This window comes from Ruegeria sp. AH3, from assembly GCF_056536265.1.
In genome coordinates this window covers 584,024-604,031 of sequence record NZ_JBQFJL010000001.1, presented here as the reverse complement: position 1 = coordinate 604,031, position 20,008 = coordinate 584,024, and the positions used below count along the sequence as shown (strand labels likewise).

Below are 20,008 nucleotides of genomic sequence, written 5' to 3'. Positions count from 1 at the left end.
GTATCGCACTTGTCCCTATTCCTCATCGCGGCCCTTCCCTTCATCGGAGCTGTATTCCCAGCCCTCCTGATCCGGGCGGGACGAAATGCAGCTGCTTCAGCCGCAGGGTTGACCACTTTCCTTGCCCTGATGGGGCTGCTCATCCACATTCCGTCCGTGATGCGCGGCGAGGTTGTTACCGCAAGGTTCGACTGGATGCCGGGTTTGGGTCTGAATGCAAACTTCATGCTGGATGGGCTGGGCTTTCTTTTTGCGCTTCTTATCCTCGGCATTGGCCTGCTAATCATCCTCTACGCTCGGTTCTACCTGTCACGCGAAGACCCAATGGGGCAGTTCTATACCTATCTGTTGCTGTTTCAGGGCGCGATGGTCGGGATCGTTCTGTCGGATAACATCCTTCTTCTGCTTATTTTCTGGGAACTTACATCGCTCAGCTCATTCTTGCTGATCGGCTATTGGAAACACCTACCCGAGGGGCGGCAGGGTGCGCGTATGGCGCTGGCCGTGACCGGTTCGGGTGGTCTGGCAATGATCGCCGGGATGCTGATCCTGGGCAATATCGTGGGATCTTATGACCTGAGCGTGATCCTTCAGAACAAAGAACTGATCCAGAGCTCGCCTTATTATATGCCTGCACTGATCCTGATCCTGCTGGGCTGTTTCACCAAGTCGGCTCAATTCCCGTTCCACTTCTGGCTGCCGCACGCGATGGCCGCACCAACGCCCGTATCAGCCTATCTGCACTCGGCCACGATGGTGAAGGCTGGCCTGTTCCTGATGGCACGGATGTGGCCCGTTCTCGCGGGCACCGACGCGTGGTTCTATATCGTTGCCACCACCGGTCTGATCACCATGCTGCTGGGTGCGGTGATTGCTCTGTTCAAGGATGACCTCAAAGCGCTGCTGGCGTTTTCAACGGTATCTCATCTTGGGCTGGTGACCATGCTCTTGGGCTTTGGCACCAAGTTCGCCGCCGTCGCTGCCATCTTCCACATTATCAACCACGCGACATTCAAAGCAGCCCTCTTTATGACCGCCGGGATCATCGATCACGAGACCGGAACGCGTGATGTCAAACGGCTGGGCGGTTTGCGACACTTGATGCCGATCACTTTCACGATTGGCACCATCGCAGCCCTATCAATGGCGGGTTTACCTCCGCTGAACGGGTTCCTGTCGAAAGAGATGATGCTGGAGGAGACAGTCCACACCACCTGGCTGAACTCGCATTATCTGGTGCCTGGTCTGGCGTTGCTGGCGGCGCTGTTCTCGGCGGCCTACTCTTTCCGCTTCGTCAGCCATGTGTTCCTGGGTCCCGAACGGGAGGACTATCCCGCGCATCCTCATGACCCGCCCGTGGGCCTGTGGCTGGCTCCGGCGTTCCTTGTGGTGTTGGTTGTTCTGATTGGCCTCTATTCGGCGGCAATCGTCGGTCCTTTGGTGGCGGTTGTGTCCAGCGCGGTGATCGGAGGCGAGAAGTTACCCTACTACTCGCTGAAGCTCTGGCACGGATTTACGCCCGCGCTTTATATGTCCGTAGTGGCAACGCTGGGCGGTCTGTTCCTGCTGTCACTGCATAAACGCGGCGATCAGCTCTGGAACGCTCTGCCTCGCCCTGAAGCTAAAGTGATCTTCGAGGCGATCATCGAAGCGTTCACGCGTCTTAGTCGCTGGATCACCGATGAGCTGCATAACGGTGTCCTCAGCCGTTATGCGATCATCTTCGTCGCCTTCACCGTCGGGCTTGGCTACTACGCGTACACAACGGGGACCATCGGTGTTGAAACTCGGATGCCTGTTCCGGCGCAGATTATCCCGATCATCGGTTGGATCTGTCTGGTGGGCGCGACACTGGCAATCATGTGGTTCCATCGCAATCGCTTGCTCTCACTGGTGCTGATCGGCGTTGTTGGCCTGATCGTATCGATGGCGTTCAACTACCTCTCAGCCCCGGACCTCGCCCTGACCCAGATCTCGGTCGAGGTGGTGACTATGATCCTGCTGCTGTTGTCACTGAACTTCCTGCCCACCGAGACACCATGGGACAGCAGCGCCGCGCGGCGTTGGCGCGATGCAGCAATCTCGGTGATTGCGGGGATCGGCACGGGTGCATTGATCTATGCGTTGATGATGCGGGATTTTGCTTTCCCGACAATCTCGGAATTCCATCTGGCGAATTCCTACAAAGGCGGTGGCGGCACCAACGTCGTGAACGTCATCCTCGTCGACTTCCGGGGCTTTGATACCTTTGGCGAGATTATCGTTCTGGGTATTGCCGCGCTGATCATCTATGCCCTGACCGAGGCGGTCTTGAGCACAAACGTGCGTGGTTATCTTCTGAACCGCAAACCGCACTGGCCGCAATCAGGAGATTCGCATCCTCTGATGATGGTGGTCGTCACTCGCGTTATGATGCCCATCGCATTGATGGTCGGCGCTTACATCTTCTTCCGCGGCCACAATCAGCCCGGAGGCGGCTTTATTGCGGGCCTGATCGTCGCCATCGCCTTCCTGATGCAATACATGGCGAGCGGCTATACCTGGGCGATTGAGCGGCAAAGGTTCTACTACCACGGCACCATCGGCTGGGGTGTCCTGATCGCTGCGGCCACAGGGCTGGGCGCCTGGTTCAACGAGCGTCCCTTCCTGACCAGCGACTTCGGCTATATCAACTGGCCACCGCTGGAAGAGTTCGAATGGGCCACTGCAATCCTGTTTGATACGGGCGTGTTCCTGGCAGTATTGGGTGCAGTGATGCTGGCGCTCGACAGTCTGTCGCGATTTGCCTGGCAGCCGGGTATGGCGCAAGAATTCCCGATGGATATCAACCCGCTGCGGGATCATCCTCAGGAAAAAGATAATGAGAAGGAGCAGGCCTGATGGAAGCGCTCGTAGCCTCTGCAGTCGGCGTCATGACCGCAGCCGGGATTTTCCTGATCCTGCGCCGCCGTACATTCCCTGTAATTTTGGGCCTGTCCCTGATCACCTATGCGGTAAACGTATTCCTATTTGCCACCGGGCGGCTTGCGTTGAACGCACCTGCCGTGCTGAACAAATACAAGGACGTCCCCTATACCGACCCGCTACCGCAGGCGCTGGTGCTGACAGCCATCGTGATCTCTTTCGGGATGACTGCGGTGATCGTGATGATCGCACTCAGCGCCTATCTGTCCTCGAAGGATGACCATATCGACATGAGCGCAAGCGACAGCGTGGACGCGACGGGAGAAGACGCATGAACCACTGGATCGTTGCGCCGATCGTCCTGCCCGCGATCCTGGCCCCATTCATCATCATGGTCCTGCGTTATCACCTGGACCTGCAACGCATCTTCTCGGTCGCGGGCGTGGTGGGTTTGCTGGGGATTGCGCTGACCATCACCGCTCAGGCCTCGGGTGGGGATATACAGGTTTATGAGCTGGGCAACTGGCCCGCACCGTTCGGCATCGTCATGGTGCTGGATAAACTGTCGGCCATGATGGTGCTGCTGACCGCCCTGCTGGCCCTGCCGATCGTCCTTTACGCCATAGGTTCTGGCTGGGATGAGCGGGGCAAGCACTTCCACGCGCTGTTCCATTTCCAGCTTATGGGTGTCTGCGGAGCATTCCTGACCGGCGACGCATTCAACCTATTCGTATTTTTCGAGGTGCTTCTGATCGCGTCCTACGGTCTGATGACGCATGCGGGCGGCTCAGTGCGGCTAAAAGCCGGGGTACAGTATGTTGCCTACAACCTGCTCGGCTCGACCCTGTTTCTGTTTGCGTTGGGCACGATCTATGCCGTAACCGGCACGCTTAACATGGCCGATCTGGCCGTGCGCGTGGCCGAGATTCCACCCGAAGACACCGCCTTGCTACGGGTCGGGGCGGTTCTGCTCTTGCTGGTGTTCTGCATCAAGGCCGCAGTCCTGCCACTGCATTTCTGGTTGCCTGCCAGCTATGCAAACGCACCGCTGCCCGTTGCGGCCCTGTTCGCGATCATGACCAAAGTGGGTGCCTATTCGATCCTGCGGGTCTATACCTTGGTCTTCGGCCCGGATGTTGCCGTAACCGACGGGCTGGTCGGCACGTGGTTGCAGCCCGCGGCACTGCTCACCTTGGCCGTTGGTGCCATCGGCATTCTGGGCTCGCAACATATCGCCCGCATGGTGGCTTTCTGTGCCATTGCCTCGATGGGCACATTGCTGATCGCTATCTCGCTGTTCAGCGAGGCCGCGACAGCAGCGGCACTTTATTACATCTTCCATTCCACGCTGGCGACGGCCCTGATGTTCCTGGTCGCGGATTTGGTGATGGAGCGCCGCGGCGGAGCCATCGCGCCCAAAGCACCTATGCCGCAAACCGGGCTGATCTCGGCCCTGTTCTTTGTTGGAGCTATTGCAATGGCGGGGATGCCCCCCTTGTCAGGCTTTATCGGCAAGCTGCTGGTTCTGGATGCCTCACGCGGGGCGCCGGATGCCAACGCGGTTTGGGCCGTGATCTTGATCGGATCCTTCGTCACCATCGTCGGACTGGCCCGGGCGGGCACAATGATCTTCTGGAAATGCTATGATGCGCAATATAGTGTTCCGCCTGATCCAACAGAGGAAGACATCAGCGCCTCAACCGCGCCCGAGCCCTATCCGGGCCTTGCCTTCACTTCGGTGTTCGGAGCGGTTCTGGGTCTCATCCTGCTGACGCTTTTTGCGGGTCCGGCATTGGAATACTCCAGCAACACTGCCGCGCAGCTTTTTACACCGGATGACTACATCTCGGCCGTGCTGGGAGGGGAAGAATGATGAAGCTTCTGCGCCGGATATTTCCGCACCCCCATCTGACCGCTTTGCTGACGCTCGTATGGGTCCTGTTGGCCAATAACGGGTCATTGAACTCATTGGTCTTTGGCCTGTTGTTGGGGATTATCATTCCCTTCATCACGCAACCCTACTGGCCGGATCGCCCCAAGCTGCGCAATTGGCCGATGATTACCGAGTACATGTTGGTGGTCCTTTGGGATATCGTGATGGCCAATATCGCGGTGGCCCGGATCATCCTGTTCAAACGCGACGCGGATCGCCAGCCCGCCTTTGTGAACGTTCCGCTGGAACTGCGGACGCCCGAGGCCATCACCGTGCTGGCGGGAACCATCACCATGACCCCCGGCACAGTCAGCTGCGATCTGTCCGCACAAGGGCACTGTCTGCTGGTCCATTGCCTTGACGCGCCCAACCCCGAGGAGGTGCGCGATCAGATAAAACAACGTTACGAGCGGCGCTTGAAGGAGATTTTCGAATGATCACCTATGCGATTTACTTTGCTTTCGCCTGTTTCGGCACCGCGATCATGATGTGTTTGTGGCGTATCATCACCGCCGACGGCGTCGGTACCCGCGTTCTGGCGCTGGATACCATGGTGATCAACACTATCGCTCTGCTGATCCTTTACGGTCTGAGTGTCGAAACCGAAATCTTCTTCGAATCCGCCATGATCATCGCCATGCTGGGCTTTGTCTCGACCGTGGCCTATGCGCGCTTCATGCTGCGCGGCAATATCATCGAGTGAGGGCAGTATGACATTTTTCTACGAACTGCTCATCACCTTCTTTCTGGTCATTTCGGGTATTTTCGGCTTTGTCGGCTCCTTCGGCATGATCAAGCTGAAAGACCCCATGTCCCGTCTGCACGCCCCCACCAAGGCAACGACGTTGGGTGTCGGCGGCGTCCTGCTGGCCTCGATCGCGCATTCGGTTCTGCTTGAGGGCAAGCTGTCCATGCACGAGCTTCTGATCACGCTGTTCTTGTTCCTGACTGCTCCGATCACGGCGCTGTTCATTGCCAAATGGCACATTCATCGTCATGAAAAGCCCAGCGATCTGCCGGACGCGGGCGAGGATGAGCTTTGGGCCACCCACGCGGTCGAACAGGTCGAGGACGTCCCTGACCACAGCACGAACTGAGACCCATGCACACACCTCCGCTGCCCCTGACCCGCGATCTGGTTCTGATAGGCGGAGGCCACACGCATGCGCTGCTGCTGCAAAAATGGGGCATGAACCCGCTGCCCGGCGCGCGGGTCACGGTGATCAATCCTGGCCCCACCGCGCCCTACTCCGGGATGCTGCCCGGCTTTGTCGCCGGTCACTATGAGCGTGGGGAATTGGATATCGATCTGGTCAGGCTCGCGCGTTTTGCTGGTGCGCGTGTCATTCTGGGCGCGGTCAACGGTATTGATCCCGTCATGCAGAAAGTTCACGTGCCCGGGCGCGCGCCGGTCGCCTTTGACGTCGCATCGGTGAATGTGGGGATCACATCCGACATGCCCGCCCTGCCCGGTTTTGCGGAACACGCGGTTCCGGCCAAACCGCTGGGGCCGTTCGCTGCGCAATGGGCCGCGTATCTGGCAGGCTCCGGCCCTGCATCGGTCGCAGTGATTGGCGGAGGGGTCGCGGGTGTCGAACTCGTAATGGCCATGGCGCATGCGCTACGCAGCAAAGGACGCATCGCGCAGGTGACACTGATCGACAATGCCACCGCCCTGACCGCAACGGTCCCGAAAGCTGCTGCGACGATCCGACAAGCGATGGCGCAACTGGGTATCGAGGTTCTGGAGCACAGCGCAATCAAGCAGATATCAGCTGGACAGGTCGAGCTAACCGATGGCCGGGAAATACCCGCTGATTTCATAACCGGGGCCGCTGGTGCGCGGCCCTATGAATGGATGGCCGAGAGCGGTCTGGACCTTCACGAAGGTTACATTCGCGTCAACGGCTATCTGCAGTCCAGCGATCCGGTGATCTTCGCCGCTGGCGATTGCGCGCACCTCTCTGACAACCCGCGCCCCAAAGCCGGGGTTTACGCCGTGCGCGAGGCGCCGGTGCTGTTTGACAATCTCAGGGCGGCCCTGGGCGCTGGTCGGATGCGCAAGTACACGCCGCAGAAAGATTATCTGAAGCTGATCTCACTGGGCGGCAAGTCGGCACTGGCCGAGCGTTTGGGCACCTCATTCAGCGGCCCGCTGATGTGGAAATGGAAAAACCACATCGATCAGAGTTTTATGAACCGTTTCCGTGATTTGCCACAGATGCAGCCCTCCGCCCTGCCTCGGCTTCATACCGCGGGAATGCAAGAAGCCTTAGGTGAAAAACCTATGTGCGGTGGCTGTGGAGCCAAGGTGGGACGCGGCGCATTGCAAACCGTGCTTCAGAACCTGCCAGCGCCTGATCGGCCAGACATAGCCCCTCTGCCCGGTGACGACGCAGCGTTGATCACCACGGGCGGTGCGCGGCAGGTCATGACTTCGGACCATCTGCGCAGCTTCACCGAAGACCCCGCGCTGATGACCCGGATTGCCGCCGTCCATGCGCTTGGCGACATATGGGCTATGGGCGCGCAACCACAGGCCACAACCGCAACGATCATCCTGCCCCGCATGTCGGCAGAGCTGCAACAGCGGACGATGGCCGAAATCATGACAACCGCCACCGAGGTTATGCGCGAAGCCGGGGCCGAGATCGTCGGCGGCCACAGCTCGATGGGTGATGAGATGACCATCGGATTCACTTTGACCGGCCTGTGTGACGCCGATCCGATCACCCTGAACGGCGCGAGGCCCGGCGACGCACTGATTCTGAGCAAACCTCTCGGCAGCGGTGTTCTGATGGCTGCCGAAATGGCCAGTCAAGCCGATGGTGCTTGGGTCGCTGCAGCCTTCGCACAAATGGTTCAGCCGCAAGGGGACGCCTCGCGCCTGTTGCGCAATGCGCATGCGATGACAGATATCACCGGCTTTGGTCTGGCTGGCCATTTGCACGGCATGTGCGAGGCATCCGGCTGCGGGGCGACGTTGAATCTTGGCGCAATCCCCGTGATGCAAGGTGCGTTGGAACTGAGCGAGCGAGGCATCCGTTCGACCCTCTATCCCGACAACCGCATGATCACTCCGGATCTGCCCAGCGGTGGTAAAGTCGATCTGCTGTATGACCCGCAAACCGCCGGGGGCCTACTGGCGGCCGTCTCTGCCGATCAGGCTGAATCCCTTTGCTCTGATTTGAAAGCCGCAGGCTATCCGGCAGTGATCATCGGGCGCTTGGATCGGGAATGCGGGTTACGACTTCAAAGCTGATCCAGCATCACCGCGATCCTTTCAGCCGTAGCCGAAAGGCCCTTGTCATCCAGTGTCGGAGCTTCGACCTCGGCAAGAAGATCAGCCGACCGAGTCCGGCGGGATTTGGCATAAGCCGGGTCATAGTGCTGCTCCATCAAAGCCCGGGTCAGCCCCGGCTTGTCGTCTGCATTGATCAGGGCCATCCACCCATCGACGACTTCGTGACCACGATGAAAACGCAAGGGTGAAAGGCGATCCCGCAATCGCTCAGTATCAGACAGGATGTCGTCATAAGCGCGAACCAAATACGCGGTCCGGGCCACGATGGAAGCAGTAACCTGAACCCGAGGCGCGGCAAGCAACGCCGCCCAGACTGAGGGTGGCAGAATCAGAGTACCGATCTTGGACGATTCTGCCTCAACCACCACAGGCCGGCTTGCATCCAGCTTGCACAAGGCCGCAGCCAACGCGGATTCGAAAGCCTTCTGGCCAGGCTGGCCACCCGGCATTTCACCGAGCAGAGAACCCCGATGATTGGCCAACCCTTCGAGGTCCAGCACCTGCACACCCCGGGCCTGCAGATGCGCCAGAAGTTCGGTTTTGGCGGTGCCGGTATAGCCATCCAGCGCCACAAATTGGTGCGGCAATGGATCGTCGTAGAGATACCGTTTCACTAACCGGCGATAGGTGCGATAGCCACCTTCGACCACCTCAGCTCGCCAGCCGATCTGTTGCAGCATCCAGGTAAACGAGCCCGAACGCTGTCCGCCGCGCCAGCAATAGACCAGAGGCCGCCAGTCGCCTTCGTGGTGGCTCAGGCTGTTTTCAACATGCGCTGCGGCATTTCGAAAGACCAGCGCAGCACCAAGCTTGCGCGCCAGAAACGGGCTTTGCTGCACATAGATCGTGCCGACCTGAGCACGTTCTTCATTGTCGAGAACCGGAAGGTTGATGGCACCGGGCAAATGATCCTCGGCAAATTCCGCCGGACTGCGTACGTCGATAATGTCGTCGAACGCATGGTCGTAAAGCTGCGGCAGATCAGAGAAATTCAACGCCATGTCAGTGGTCTAGCCTGAGCATGGGCGAAAGGAAAGACGGCGAGCCGATTGCATGTCTGTGGAAGGGATATTGCAAACCGACCATGCATCGATAATGAACCAGTAGAACTGGTTTCGTAATGACACAGGGCAGGCGCGCTCAGATGGCACAACAAAATGTAAAAACCCTCAAGAGCAAAGCGCTGAGCGATATTGAAGCGGGCAAGCTGCCACAAGCCCTGAAGAAGGCGCAGTTGGGGATCAAGAAATTCCCCAAAGACCCAGCCTATCACGCAATTGCGGGTTTCGTTTTGACCGAAATGAAGCGATATGCCCAAGCCATCCCACATTTTGCAGAGGCCTCGCGGAAAAAGCCCGACGATCCGCAGTTCGTCGAAAATCTGGCAAACGCACTGATGCAAACAGGCCAGACGCTGCGCGCGCTGCTCTATGCCGAAAAAAAGCTTAAGCAATTTCCAAACAACAAGGAATTGAACCGCGTCATCGACGAAATTCAGCTGAAAGGCCAGAACTGGCGGTCGATCGTTGAGCACGCCACGCAACGGTTGGAGAAAGATCCAGACAATGCCGGTCTGTTGTCAGCTCGCGCCCGTGCCTATGGGCATATCGGTTTTGTCGATCAATGCTCCAACGACATTTCGCGAGCCTATGAGCTGGAACCGCGCAATGAAGAAATCGCACTTGGAAAAGCGGATGACCTATACCGCTGTGGAGCGACAGAAGCCGCGACTACCATTGTTCAGACGGTGTTCGAGGCCAACCCTCTATGCGCCCCGGCACTTTATCAACTGTCCAGATCAGTCACAAAAGAAGAGGCCGTGCGCCTTTCCGAAAGCATCGACTTTGCCATCGCGAAAAGTGACCACGACGATTCGATGCTTGAATTTGCCAAGGCTCAGGTCATCAGGCGCAGCGAAGGTTTGGCTGCAGCCCTATCGCAGTTCGCACGAGCCAATCAGATACAGCACGAAGCGGACCCATATCGCTCTGCCCATGAAGAAAACAAATATCAGAATACCTGCGAAGTCTTTCCGAACCGTGAGGCCGTAGCGGCCGCCGAGGATTCTGACACGCCCAAGCCGATCTTCGTGGTCGGTCAGCCCAGGTCCGGCACAACGTTGATGGAAGTGATGCTCAGCACGTCTCCGGGTGTTGTCGGCTGCGGTGAGCTCACGTTAGCCATCGACCTTTCTCGGCCATTCGTTGAAGACCAGAAACCATTTGATGCAGATGCGGCAGCGGAGTTTGCCCGGGAGTATCTCCGACTGATGCCGCCGCTCCCGCGTGAGCCTGCTGCATTTGTCGACAAGATGCCACATAACTATCAGCGCGTTGGCTTCCTGCTATCCGCGTTTCCCAATGCCCGCGTGATCAATATATTGCGCGACCCCAGAGATGTGGGGCTGTCAAAATGGATCAGGCGTTTCCCAGCTCCGGGCATGCGCTATGCGTCAAACTTTGAGGCAATCGCACATTCCGCCAACCTTTACCGGCGGTACATGACGCATTGGGACAAGATGTTCGGTGATCGTATCCTCACCATCTCGTATGAAGAGCTTGTGTCTGACCCCCAGATCAACAGCCAAAAGGTCGCCGCGTTCTGTGACATCGAATGGGATGAGCGGATGATGCATCCCGAAGAAAGCGACAAGCAGGTCCGCACGGCCAGCGCTGATCAGGTGCGCAAGAAAATCTCGACCCGCTCCATCGGGGGATGGCGCGAGGTTGCAGAACACATTCAACCGATGCTGGACGGGTTCGACTCCGATCTCTGGCCAGAATACGAGTTCAGCTAAACGACAAAGGCCGCCGATTCAGGCGGCCTTTGCTTTCTGAGGAAACAGTTTATTTCTGTTTGATGCGTCCATCCACGTAAGGCTGGTAAGGCGCATTCTCGGCCAGATACTCAGCGGTAACATCCGCCAGATCGGGCCCGAAATCATAGGCGTTCTTGTCGTCGCCCGAGAACACGGAATATCCGTCCCCACCATTGCGGACATAGTTGTTGGTCACCACCAGATAGGTCGCAGCCGGATCAATCGGCTCAAAGCCACCGTCCTTGGCAATCATGACTTCGGTTATGCGACCCTCATTCGGAGCGACCGAGGGGTCCCACGTGAAGGACATGCCTGCCACCTGTGGGAAGCGGCCTTTGACCTCTTCCACCTGGCTCACACCGTTTTCCAACGCGTCAATGACACCCTGGCCGCTGATCTCGAAGGTCGAGAGCGTGTTCTGGAACGGCAGAACCGTCAACACCTCGCCCATGGTCACCTCGCCTTCGTCGATCGAGGCACGCAGCCCGCCCGCATTTGCAATCGAAATCTGTGCGCCCTGATCCGCCACACGTGCGAGCATCGCATCCGCAACCAGATTGCCCATCTCGCATTCCTGCACGCGGCAGATATCGCGAGAGCCCTCGATCGCAGCGGCAGAATTGGCCACGACGCGCTGCTTCATCTCTTCAATGGGGGCACCCATCTCCGCGACACGCGCCGCGATATCTGCGTCTGGGGTGACCGAGGCATCCAGCAGGATCGGCTCACCTTCTGCCGAAATCAGGTTGCCGTCGTCGTCAAAGGTCAGCGTGATTTCGCCCAGATACTTCGAATAGGCATAGGCCTGAACAACAGGGACATCGCCGACCATCGTCGGGTAGGCACCTGCTGCGTCCTCATCCGTGTTCGACAGCAACGTGTGCGAGTGCCCGCCGACCACCAGATCCAGACCCGGTACTTTCTCTGCGATCTCGATATCTTTGGCCAGACCAACGTGGTTGAGGGCAATGATGATGTTCACACCCTCGTCCTGCAGCGCCGCGACATCGGCCGACAGGCTGTCGATCTCATCCTGGAACACGACATCTTTGCCCGGGCTGGAGGTTTCGACCGTATCTGTAGCCAGTGCTGAAATGATGCCTATTTTTTGGCCACCAACTTCCAAAACAACGTGGTTATCCACCTTGCCTTTCAGTTCAGTCGACGATGACAGGTCCAAGTTGCCCGAGATCACGGGGAAACTGACTGTATCAATGAAAGCCGCCAAGCCTGCAGGGCCGTCGTCGAATTCGTGATTGCCAACGGCCATCACATCATAACCGATGGCTTCCATAAACTCGGCCTCGGCAGCCCCTTTGTAGGTGGTGTAGAACAGCGAACCCTGGAACGGGTCGCCTGCGTCGAGCAGCAGCACATTCTGACCTGCAAGCTCATCGCGCTTGCCATCCACCATTGTTTTAAGGCGCGCAACGCCGCCAAAGCACTTCCCCTCGGCTTCGTCTTCCGCGTCGCAAGTGGAATCATACTTGTTGATGGATTCGATGCGACTGTGAATGTCGTTGGTGTGCAGAATGGTCAGCTTATATTCAGCCGCCGCCATACCTGCGGTCAGGCCGAGCACTGCAGCCGATGCAAGAAATCGGGTAAACATCTGAAACTCCCTATTAGTGATTGCATAGATCGTGCGCCGCGAAGCCAAGAGAGTCAAAGGGGGAAATCCGGCTTGATTCTGCCCGTCACGCGAGGCATCAGGACCTCATGCTGATTTACAAGATTTTCCGCGCTGATGAATGGGCGACCTTGCAGGCACAAGGAGCCTCGGATGGCGCACCGATTGATGTGACGGATGGGTTCGTCCATTTCTCGACCGCCGCGCAGGCGGCTGAGACGGCAGCCAAGCACTTTGCCGGTGTCGAAGGCCTGACCCTTCTGGCTTGTGATGCGGACGCAATGGGCGATGATCTGAAGTGGGAGGTTTCGCGTGGCGGCGCGCTGTTTCCCCATCTCTACCGTCAGATTCGCCTGTCCGACGTGATCTGGTCGCGTGACCTGCCCTTCGATGGAACGGCTCATCAGTTTCCGGAGGAGATGGCATGACCCGCTTCATCGACCCCGAGCGCGAACAATTCGAAGCTTTCAAGAACCTCAATCGGGACCATCCGATCGAGATGCTCAATCTGGTGAAATTCCGTGAAACGGCAGATTACCCATCCGATCACCCGCTGGCCAACGCCAGCCTGACCGGCGCACAGGCCTATCGCAACTATGGGTCCGAGACCGCGCCGATCATTGCACGCATTGGTGCTTCGATACTCTGGCGCGGTGCATTTCAGACAACCCTGATCGGACCGAAGGATGAGGCGTGGGACGAGGTATTCATCGCCCGCTATCCCACCGCCCACGCGTTTCTGGAAATGGTGACGGACCCCATCTATCGCGCTGCGGTGATACACCGGCAGGCCGCTGTTGAAACCTCGCGCCTGATCCGCTGCGCGCCAACAGAAGGTGGAGCTTCCTTCGGATGAAACTGACCGAGAAACTGGGGCTGGCAGCCCTGCATCGCCTTGACCCAGAAACCGCACATGGGCTTTCGATCAAGGCCCTGACGTCGGGGCTTGCGCCAACACCTGGGCCTGTCACATCAGACAGGCTGAAAACCCAAGTCGCAGGTCTGGAATTGCCGAATCCGGTCGGTCTGGCCGCAGGGTTCGACAAGAACGGTGAGGCGCTGGAGCCGCTCTCGCATGCCGGTTTCGGGTTTATCGAAGTGGGAGCAGTGACCCCGCGGCCCCAGCCCGGCAACCCGAAACCACGCCTGTTCCGCCTGTCAGAAGATCGTGCAGCCATCAACCGCTTTGGCTTCAACAACGACGGGATGGAAGTCATGGCCGAGCGTCTGGCTCGCCGTCCCAAGAACGCAGTGATCGGATTGAACCTCGGTGCGAACAAAGACAGTGACGATCGTCCCGGAGACTTTGCCAAGGTACTCGCCCATTGCGCGGCGCATCTGGATTTTGCCACCGTCAACGTGTCATCGCCCAACACCGAAAAGCTGAGGGATCTGCAGGGCAAAGCGGCGTTGAGCGCTTTGCTGAGCGGTGTAATCGAAACGCGCGATGCCTTGCTCCGTCCGATCCCGATCTTCCTGAAGATCGCGCCGGACCTGACCGAGGTCGAGTTGCAGGACATTGCCGATGTCGCCCGAGAAACCGGTGTAGACGCGGTGATTGCCACCAACACCACACTGTCGCGCGACGGGTTGCGCAGCGCGCACGGGGAGCAGGCAGGAGGTTTATCCGGCGCGCCCTTGTTCGAGAAATCAACCCGCGTGCTGGCGCAGCTTAGCCAGTTGACCAACGGAGAAATCCCTCTGATCGGGGTTGGCGGCATCGGTACACCCGAGCAAGCCTATGCCAAAATCTGCTCAGGAGCTTCTGCGGTGCAGTTCTACACCGCGATGGTCTATGGCGGCATCTCTCTGGCCTCTGATATCCCGGAAGGTCTGGACGCATTGCTGGCACGCGACGGGTTCACTTCGGTCGCGCAGGCCGTGGGCAGCAAACGAGAGGACTGGCTATGATAGAATATTGGCACAATCCACGATGTTCCAAATCGCGCGCCGGATTGGCGTTGCTGCAGGAAAACGGCGCCCAGCCTGAGGTGCGTAAGTATCTTGAAGATGCGCCCTCGGCCGATGAAATCCGGGCTGTTCAGTCGAAACTGGGCCTTCCGGCGATCAACATGATGCGGACCGGTGAGAAGGCATTCAAAGAGCTAGGCCTGAGCAAAACCTCACCCGATGAGGCGCTGATCCAGGCCATGGCCAACCACCCGATCCTGATTGAGCGCCCTCTGGCCATCGCGGGTGACAAAGCAGCGATCGGACGTCCGCCCGAAAAACTGTTGGACCTGCTCTAGGCGATCTGTGCCTCTAGTCTGGGATAGCGCCATCCAAGCGTGATGCCGCGTGCGATGTTCAAAACCATCAGCGCGGCCCAGAGCCCGTGATTGCCCATCATCGGCACGAGTACAATCAACCCCACCACGTAAAGCGCGACTGACTGGATCATTGCGTTGCGCATGTCGCGAGTCCATGTGGCACCGATATAGATGCCGTCGAACATCCAGCTTGCTACCCCGATCACAGGGGCGAGCGCAGCCCAGAACAGGAACTCACGCGCGGCGCTCCGCACTTCGGGCGAGGTCGACATCAGGTCAATCAGTGCAGGCCCTGCCAGATAGAACACCACCCCCAGCGCAACAGCCCCGCCAACGCCCCATTGCGAGGCCATGACCGATGCGCGCCTGACCTGGAGGCGATCCCGCGCACCGACGGCACCCCCAACCAACGCCTCGGCGGAGAAAGCAAAACCGTCCAACGCAAAGGCAGTGATTTCCAGAAACTGCAGCAGCACTTGGTTGGCCGCCAGATTTACGTCCCCGAGATCTGAGCCAACGAACAGAAACGTTGTGAAGGCTCCGGTCAGCAGAACCGAGCGCACCATGATATCGCCATTCACCTGCATCATCCGACGTAAGCGGCTGGCGTCAAAAATGCGCGGCCAGTCCCGCCATTGCTTGCCGCCAAATGCCTCACCACACAGCCACAGCCCCAGCGCAAGGCCGGTCCATTCCGCGATCAGGGTGGCAATGGCGACGCCCTCGACGCCCCAGCCGAGGCCGAGCACGAACCACAGATCCAGCACGATATTCAGCCCATTCATCCAGACCTGCAGGATGAACACGCCGCGCGTCCGCTCGACTGCGATCAGCCAGCCTGTCACCGCGTATAAGGCAATGGTGGCGGGCGCGCCCCAGATGCGAATTTCCAGATAGGCGCGGGTCAGCGCCTCGACCTCGGCGCTGGCAGGGGACAATGCAAAGGCCCCAAGAAACACCCAGACCTGAGTTGCAATGAAGAACAGCCCCGCCGTGCCGCCCAGCAACAGGCCGCGCATCAGCAACGCTCCGGTTTCGGCAGTATCACCGGCCCCGCGCGCTTGCGCGGCCAACCCGGTGGTGCCCATGCGCAGGAAACCGAAAATCCAGTAGATGGTGGACAGGATCACCGCGCCCATACCGACCGCCCCGATCGGAGCCGCCTGCCCCATCTGGCCAACAACGCCTGTATCGACCGCCCCGAGGATCGGCACTGTCGCATTCGACAGCACGATCGGCAACGCAATCTTCAGAACGCGCCGATGGGTGATGGGCGCGGTCGCGTCCTCCACGCTTATGCCTTTGTCGAAGGCTGTGGCATCAGGAAATGCCCTGTGCCTTGTGCAAACAGCTTGGCATGGTTGTCCTGCCAGGCCTCAACCCGGACCGAGGCATAGCGCCGCCCCGAGCGGTTGATGAACGCACGCGCATAGGCGTCTCGCGGCAGGCCCGAGCGCAGATAATCGACGGTGAAATCTATGGTCTTGGGAAAGCGGATGTTTTCGTCGGTCAGAATATCCTCTGCACCGATTTCACCGCTTTCGATCCTAGGAAACATATGCTCCCAACTCAGCGTTATCACGGCGGTGACTTCCAGAAAGGCCGCGGTCACGCCGCCATGGATGGCGGGCAGAAAGGGATTGCCGATCAGCTTTTCATCGAAATTCAGCACACCTGTCAGTTCATCGCCGCGCCGATCAAAGGTGATGTTGAGGAACCGGATATACGGCACTCCCTCAACCAGCGCCGTCAAAGCGGCATCGCGGCGTTGTTTGACCACCTGTACGGGTTCGGGACGAGGTCGTGCCATCTCAGCGCCCCTCCACGGTGAAGGCACCCGAGGCGGTTGCAACGGGGCGTTCGTTATCGTCATCCGTCGCCGTTGCCCGGACAAAGGCGACGTTGCGTGTGATGTGGTAGCAGGTGGCGCGGGTTCGGATATTTTGCCCCGGTGTTGCGGCCCGCATGTAGTCGATGCGCAAATCGATGGTCGCCGTCCCGCCGGGGGCCGAGGGGTGGCTCATCACTGCGGCACCGCAACAGGTATCCAGCATGGCCGACACAGCCCCGCCATGGATCACGCCGGTCCGCGGGTCGCCGATCAGTTGCTCGTTATAAGGCATCGAGATTTCGGCCTCACCTTCTCCGATATGGGTCAGATCAAGCCCAAGGGCCTTGGCGTGCGGGATCGCCTCGATGAACTGGCGCGCTAAAACTGTCTTGTCGACCATGGGGTTCGGTCCTGTCCTTGTGTTGACCCTTTATGGGCCTGCGTTTGCGCCAAGGGCAAGCCCGCCTGTTGCGCTTACGGCAACGACGCCCTAGGTTGCAGCCAAGGAGACCCGGAATGTCCGACACCCGTTTGTCATTCAAAGAAATGTGCGCCGAGTTCGACGTGACCCCGCGCACCCTGCGCTATTATGAATACATTGAATTGCTGCAACCTGACCGCGAAGGCAGATCGCGATTTTATGGTCCTCGTGAATGTGCCCGGATGAAACTGATCATGCGTGGTCGCAAGTTTGGATTTCCTTTGGAAGAGATTCGTCAGTGGCTGCTGATCTATGAAGATCAGGGCAATCAGGCGCAGATGGCTACCTTTATCGAGATGGCGGATCGGCAGATGGAAGAGCTGCGTCAGCAACGCGCGCAACTGGATGAGGCGATGGATGCGCTGAAACAGTTGCGCGATCAGACCGTAGAACTACTGAAATAGCCCCTTCCCTTACGGCAAGATAATTGCCGAAATCTGCGTTTACGCGACCGGATGTTACGTCAACCTTTTTGTGACGCAGCGTCCGCATTACGTAAACGTCACTTGTGTGTTGTAAAACGCCCATCGACTGCGCAACTCAGAATGCATGACGCCAGTGATGAGAGTTTGAACCATGACCGAAGATCTACTGACCATCCGCGAAATGTGCGAGACCTATGATGTCACGCCCCGCACTTTGCGGTTCTACGAGGCCAAAGAGCTTTTGTTTCCGATCCGCGAAGGCCAAAAACGCCTGTTCACCAAACGGGACCGTGCGCGCCTGAAACTGATCCTGCGCGGCAAGCGCTTTGGCTTCAGCCTCGAAGAAATCCGCCAGCTTCTGGACCTGTATCACGTGGGTGACCAGCAGCTGACACAGATGTCCCGCACTTATGAAATCGCGTGCGAGCGTCTGGCAGACATGGAATCGCGTCGCGAAGAGCTGACACAGGCCATCGACGAACTGAAAGAGCAGTTGCGCTGGGGCGAAAAGGTTATCGCCTCGATGAAACAGGAAAAGAAGGCGGCCGAATAAACCCGCCTCCGGACATATGAATTAAGGGAGCTTCACATGCCCGTCTACAACGCGCCAACCAAAGATATGCAGTTCATCCTGCACGACGTTCTGAAAGTCTCGCAGTCGGACATCCCCGGCTATGACGAACTGGAGGCCGAGTTTACCGGCGCGGTTCTGGAAGAGGCTGGCAAAGTGGCCACCAATGTACTGCACCCGCTGAACGTCGTCGGCGACACCGAAGGGTGCCGGTTGGAAAACGGGATTGTGTACACCCCTACCGGGTTCAAAGACGCCTTCGAGCAAATGAAGGAAGGCGGCTGGACTGGCCTCGACATGCCGGAAGAGTATGGCGGCCAGAACATGCCCTATGTCATCGGTACCGCCGTGGGCGAGATGTTTTCGGGCTCCAATCAGGCCTTCACCATGTATCAGGGCCTGACCCATGGCGCGGCCTCGGCGATCCTGGCGCACGGCACCGACGAGCAGAAGAACACTTACCTGCCCAACATGGTCAGCTGTGAATGGACCGGCACCATGAACCTGACCGAGCCGCATTGTGGCACCGACCTGGGCCTGATGCGCACCAAGGCGGAACCGCAGGGCGATGGTAGCTATAAGGTTTCCGGTCAGAAGATCTTTATCTCGGCTGGCGACCACGACATGGCCGACAACATCATCCACTTGGTGCTGGCGAAAATCCCAGGTGGCCCCGAAGGCATCAAGGGCGTGTCGCTGTTCATCGTTCCCAAGTTCATCGTGAACGAAGACGGCTCCCCGGGTGAGCGGAACGGCGTTTCGGTTGGCAAGATCGAAGAAAAGATGGGCATCCACGGCAACTCGACCTGTGTCATGAACTATGATGAGGCAACTGGTTGGCTGCTGGGTGACGAACACAAGGGCATGCGCGCCATGTTCACAATGATGAACGAAGCGCGTCTTGGTGTGGGCATGCAAGGCCTGTCGCAGGCCGAAGCTGCGTATCAGAACGCTGTTGAATACGCCAAGGATCGCCTACAGGGCCGCGACGTAACAGGTGTGAAGAACCCGGATGGCCCCGCCGACCCGCTGATCGTTCACCCGGATATCCGCCGCAACCTGATGGATCAGAAAAGCTTCACCGAGGGCGCACGCGCGTTCATCTTGTGGGGTGCGACCATGATCGACAAGGCGCACCGCTCGGGTGACAAAGACGCAGACGGGCTGATCTCGCTGCTGACACCGGTCATCAAGGGCTTCCTGACGGACGAAGGTTACGACATGACCGTTCAGGCGCAGCAGGTCTACGGCGGCCATGGCTACATCGAAGAGTGGGGTATGTCGCAATACACACGCGATGCTCGTATCGCGATGATCTACGAAGGTGCAAACGGTGTTCAGGCGCTGGACCTTGTCGGCCGCAAGCTGGCGCAGGATGGCGGCAAGCACGTCATGGCGTTCTTCGAAATGGTCAAATCCTTCTGCAAGGAAAACGCCGGTCAAAACGAAGCCTATGACAAAGCCTTCATCGAACCGCTGAAAGCTGCGTCGAAAGACCTGCAAGCAGCTGGCATGTACTTCATGCAAGAAGGCATGAAGAACCCGAACAACGCTCTGTCCGGGTCCTATGACTTCATGCACATGTTCGGCCATGTTTGCCTGGGCCTGATGTGGGCGCAGATGGCAAAAGCCGCACAAGAAGCGCTGGACGATGGGGCCTCGGACAAAGAGTTCTACGAGACCAAGATCACCACTGGCCGTTTCTACATGGCGCGCCGCCTGCCCGCGACAGCGATGCATCTGGCCCGCATTCAGACCGGCGCAGACACGGTGATGGCACTGGACGCGGCGAACTTCTGATCTCAGTCTGGGTTCGGGCGATATTGCCCGAGCCCAATCCC

General features: G+C 58.6%; 20 protein-coding genes. 15 read left to right on the top strand and 5 right to left on the bottom strand.

The window, feature by feature from the left end; genetic code table 11:
- Positions 1-9: 9 nt before the first annotated feature.
- Genes ACR3EM_RS02925 through selD form a run of 7 tightly spaced genes read left to right on the top strand, consistent with a single transcriptional unit; the run spans position 10 to position 8,099 of the window.
- Positions 10-2,880 carry a monovalent cation/H+ antiporter subunit A gene (locus tag ACR3EM_RS02925; protein WP_480469321.1) on the top strand — a complete coding sequence of 957 codons (2,871 nt, stop codon included), beginning with the start codon at positions 10-12 and terminating at the stop codon, positions 2,878-2,880.
- Positions 2,880-3,239: a Na+/H+ antiporter subunit C gene (locus ACR3EM_RS02920; RefSeq protein ID WP_480469320.1), complete on the top strand. Its 360-nt coding sequence runs from the start codon at positions 2,880-2,882 to the stop codon at positions 3,237-3,239. The genes ACR3EM_RS02925 and ACR3EM_RS02920 overlap by 1 nt, the downstream gene beginning before the upstream one ends.
- Complete coding sequence (locus ACR3EM_RS02915; protein ID WP_480469319.1) at positions 3,236-4,777, top strand: monovalent cation/H+ antiporter subunit D; 1,542 nt, start codon at positions 3,236-3,238, stop codon at positions 4,775-4,777. Before ACR3EM_RS02920 ends, ACR3EM_RS02915 begins: the two co-directional genes overlap by 4 nt.
- Positions 4,777-5,274 (top strand): Na+/H+ antiporter subunit E, encoded by a 498-nt coding sequence (locus ACR3EM_RS02910; RefSeq protein WP_480471885.1) that lies wholly within the window; start codon positions 4,777-4,779, stop codon positions 5,272-5,274. Before ACR3EM_RS02915 ends, ACR3EM_RS02910 begins: the two co-directional genes overlap by 1 nt.
- Positions 5,271-5,540, top strand: coding sequence for a K+/H+ antiporter subunit F (locus ACR3EM_RS02905; protein WP_480469318.1), 270 nt, complete (start codon positions 5,271-5,273; stop codon positions 5,538-5,540). The genes ACR3EM_RS02910 and ACR3EM_RS02905 overlap by 4 nt, the downstream gene beginning before the upstream one ends.
- A 7-nt stretch (positions 5,541-5,547) precedes the next feature.
- Complete coding sequence (locus tag ACR3EM_RS02900) at positions 5,548-5,934, top strand: Na+/H+ antiporter subunit G (RefSeq protein WP_480469317.1); 387 nt, start codon at positions 5,548-5,550, stop codon at positions 5,932-5,934.
- A 5-nt stretch (positions 5,935-5,939) separates the two neighbouring features.
- Positions 5,940-8,099: a selenide, water dikinase SelD gene (gene selD / locus ACR3EM_RS02895; RefSeq protein WP_480469316.1), complete on the top strand. Its 2,160-nt coding sequence runs from the start codon at positions 5,940-5,942 to the stop codon at positions 8,097-8,099.
- On the opposite strand, the gene mnmH is transcribed toward selD, so the two are convergent.
- Positions 8,090-9,142 carry a tRNA 2-selenouridine(34) synthase MnmH gene (gene mnmH, locus ACR3EM_RS02890; RefSeq protein ID WP_480469315.1) on the bottom strand — a complete coding sequence of 351 codons (1,053 nt, stop codon included), beginning with the start codon at positions 9,140-9,142 and terminating at the stop codon, positions 8,090-8,092. The two genes, selD and mnmH, sit on opposite strands and share 10 nt — an antisense overlap.
- A gap of 143 nt (positions 9,143-9,285) precedes the next feature.
- Here mnmH and ACR3EM_RS02885 point away from each other — a divergent pair, with 143 nt between their 5' ends.
- Positions 9,286-10,938: a tetratricopeptide repeat-containing sulfotransferase family protein gene (locus tag ACR3EM_RS02885; RefSeq protein WP_480469314.1), complete on the top strand. Its 1,653-nt coding sequence runs from the start codon at positions 9,286-9,288 to the stop codon at positions 10,936-10,938.
- Positions 10,939-10,987: 49 nt separating this feature from the next.
- Here ACR3EM_RS02885 and ACR3EM_RS02880 read toward each other — a convergent pair whose 3' ends face one another.
- Positions 10,988-12,571, bottom strand: coding sequence for a bifunctional metallophosphatase/5'-nucleotidase (locus tag ACR3EM_RS02880; RefSeq protein WP_480469313.1), 1,584 nt, complete (start codon positions 12,569-12,571; stop codon positions 10,988-10,990).
- A gap of 107 nt (positions 12,572-12,678) precedes the next feature.
- Between ACR3EM_RS02880 and ACR3EM_RS02875 the strand changes: the two genes are divergently transcribed.
- From ACR3EM_RS02875 to arsC, 4 genes are read left to right on the top strand one after another with little or no spacing between them, the layout of a single operon-like run.
- Positions 12,679-13,017: a DUF952 domain-containing protein gene (locus ACR3EM_RS02875; protein WP_480469312.1), complete on the top strand. Its 339-nt coding sequence runs from the start codon at positions 12,679-12,681 to the stop codon at positions 13,015-13,017.
- Positions 13,014-13,445: a DUF1330 domain-containing protein gene (locus ACR3EM_RS02870; RefSeq protein WP_480469311.1), complete on the top strand. Its 432-nt coding sequence runs from the start codon at positions 13,014-13,016 to the stop codon at positions 13,443-13,445. Before ACR3EM_RS02875 ends, ACR3EM_RS02870 begins: the two co-directional genes overlap by 4 nt.
- Positions 13,442-14,500, top strand: coding sequence for a quinone-dependent dihydroorotate dehydrogenase (locus ACR3EM_RS02865; RefSeq protein WP_480469310.1), 1,059 nt, complete (start codon positions 13,442-13,444; stop codon positions 14,498-14,500). Before ACR3EM_RS02870 ends, ACR3EM_RS02865 begins: the two co-directional genes overlap by 4 nt.
- Positions 14,497-14,838 carry an arsenate reductase (glutaredoxin) gene (arsC, locus tag ACR3EM_RS02860; RefSeq protein ID WP_480469309.1) on the top strand — a complete coding sequence of 114 codons (342 nt, stop codon included), beginning with the start codon at positions 14,497-14,499 and terminating at the stop codon, positions 14,836-14,838. The genes ACR3EM_RS02865 and arsC overlap by 4 nt, the downstream gene beginning before the upstream one ends.
- Here the strand turns inward: arsC and ACR3EM_RS02855 are convergent.
- Genes ACR3EM_RS02855 through ACR3EM_RS02845 form a run of 3 tightly spaced genes read right to left on the bottom strand, consistent with a single transcriptional unit; the run spans position 14,835 to position 17,090 of the window.
- The gene (locus ACR3EM_RS02855; protein ID WP_480469308.1) at positions 14,835-16,151 is read right to left on the bottom strand and encodes an MATE family efflux transporter; all 1,317 of its coding nucleotides are present in this window, start codon (positions 16,149-16,151) and stop codon (positions 14,835-14,837) included. The genes arsC and ACR3EM_RS02855 overlap by 4 nt on opposite strands.
- A 2-nt stretch (positions 16,152-16,153) precedes the next feature.
- Positions 16,154-16,669 (bottom strand): PaaI family thioesterase, encoded by a 516-nt coding sequence (locus ACR3EM_RS02850; protein WP_480469307.1) that lies wholly within the window; start codon positions 16,667-16,669, stop codon positions 16,154-16,156.
- Between the two features lies 1 nt (position 16,670).
- The gene (locus ACR3EM_RS02845) at positions 16,671-17,090 is read right to left on the bottom strand and encodes a PaaI family thioesterase (protein WP_480469306.1); all 420 of its coding nucleotides are present in this window, start codon (positions 17,088-17,090) and stop codon (positions 16,671-16,673) included.
- A 116-nt stretch (positions 17,091-17,206) separates the two neighbouring features.
- Between ACR3EM_RS02845 and ACR3EM_RS02840 the strand changes: the two genes are divergently transcribed.
- From ACR3EM_RS02840 to ACR3EM_RS02830, 3 genes are all read left to right on the top strand, one after another.
- Positions 17,207-17,575 carry a MerR family transcriptional regulator gene (locus tag ACR3EM_RS02840; RefSeq protein ID WP_480469305.1) on the top strand — a complete coding sequence of 123 codons (369 nt, stop codon included), beginning with the start codon at positions 17,207-17,209 and terminating at the stop codon, positions 17,573-17,575.
- Between the two features lie 172 nt (positions 17,576-17,747).
- Complete coding sequence (locus ACR3EM_RS02835; RefSeq protein ID WP_039536426.1) at positions 17,748-18,149, top strand: MerR family transcriptional regulator; 402 nt, start codon at positions 17,748-17,750, stop codon at positions 18,147-18,149.
- Positions 18,150-18,185: 36 nt separating this feature from the next.
- A complete protein-coding gene (locus ACR3EM_RS02830) occupies positions 18,186-19,967 on the top strand; it encodes an acyl-CoA dehydrogenase C-terminal domain-containing protein (RefSeq protein ID WP_480469304.1) in 1,782 nt (593 codons plus the stop codon).
- The last annotated feature ends 41 nt before the right edge of the window (positions 19,968-20,008 follow it).

Bases quoted from the DNA above. Each gene is read 5' to 3' on its own strand.
- ACR3EM_RS02920 (WP_480469320.1), top strand. From the start codon at position 2,880: ATGGAAGCGCTCGTAGCCTCTGCAGTCGGCGTCATGACCGCAGCCGGG.
- ACR3EM_RS02915 (WP_480469319.1), top strand. From the start codon at position 3,236: ATGAACCACTGGATCGTTGCGCCGATCGTCCTGCCCGCGATCCTGGCC.
- ACR3EM_RS02910 (WP_480471885.1), top strand. From the start codon at position 4,777: ATGAAGCTTCTGCGCCGGATATTTCCGCACCCCCATCTGACCGCTTTG.
- ACR3EM_RS02905 (WP_480469318.1), top strand. From the start codon at position 5,271: ATGATCACCTATGCGATTTACTTTGCTTTCGCCTGTTTCGGCACCGCG.
- ACR3EM_RS02900 (WP_480469317.1), top strand. From the start codon at position 5,548: ATGACATTTTTCTACGAACTGCTCATCACCTTCTTTCTGGTCATTTCG.
- selD (WP_480469316.1), top strand. From the start codon at position 5,940: ATGCACACACCTCCGCTGCCCCTGACCCGCGATCTGGTTCTGATAGGC.
- mnmH (WP_480469315.1), bottom strand. From the start codon at position 9,142: ATGGCGTTGAATTTCTCTGATCTGCCGCAGCTTTACGACCATGCGTTC.
- ACR3EM_RS02885 (WP_480469314.1), top strand. From the start codon at position 9,286: ATGGCACAACAAAATGTAAAAACCCTCAAGAGCAAAGCGCTGAGCGAT.
- ACR3EM_RS02880 (WP_480469313.1), bottom strand. From the start codon at position 12,571: ATGTTTACCCGATTTCTTGCATCGGCTGCAGTGCTCGGCCTGACCGCA.
- ACR3EM_RS02875 (WP_480469312.1), top strand. From the start codon at position 12,679: ATGCTGATTTACAAGATTTTCCGCGCTGATGAATGGGCGACCTTGCAG.
- ACR3EM_RS02870 (WP_480469311.1), top strand. From the start codon at position 13,014: ATGACCCGCTTCATCGACCCCGAGCGCGAACAATTCGAAGCTTTCAAG.
- ACR3EM_RS02865 (WP_480469310.1), top strand. From the start codon at position 13,442: ATGAAACTGACCGAGAAACTGGGGCTGGCAGCCCTGCATCGCCTTGAC.
- arsC (WP_480469309.1), top strand. From the start codon at position 14,497: ATGATAGAATATTGGCACAATCCACGATGTTCCAAATCGCGCGCCGGA.
- ACR3EM_RS02850 (WP_480469307.1), bottom strand. From the start codon at position 16,669: ATGGCACGACCTCGTCCCGAACCCGTACAGGTGGTCAAACAACGCCGC.
- ACR3EM_RS02845 (WP_480469306.1), bottom strand. From the start codon at position 17,090: ATGGTCGACAAGACAGTTTTAGCGCGCCAGTTCATCGAGGCGATCCCG.
- ACR3EM_RS02840 (WP_480469305.1), top strand. From the start codon at position 17,207: ATGTCCGACACCCGTTTGTCATTCAAAGAAATGTGCGCCGAGTTCGAC.
- ACR3EM_RS02835 (WP_039536426.1), top strand. From the start codon at position 17,748: ATGACCGAAGATCTACTGACCATCCGCGAAATGTGCGAGACCTATGAT.
- ACR3EM_RS02830 (WP_480469304.1), top strand. From the start codon at position 18,186: ATGCCCGTCTACAACGCGCCAACCAAAGATATGCAGTTCATCCTGCAC.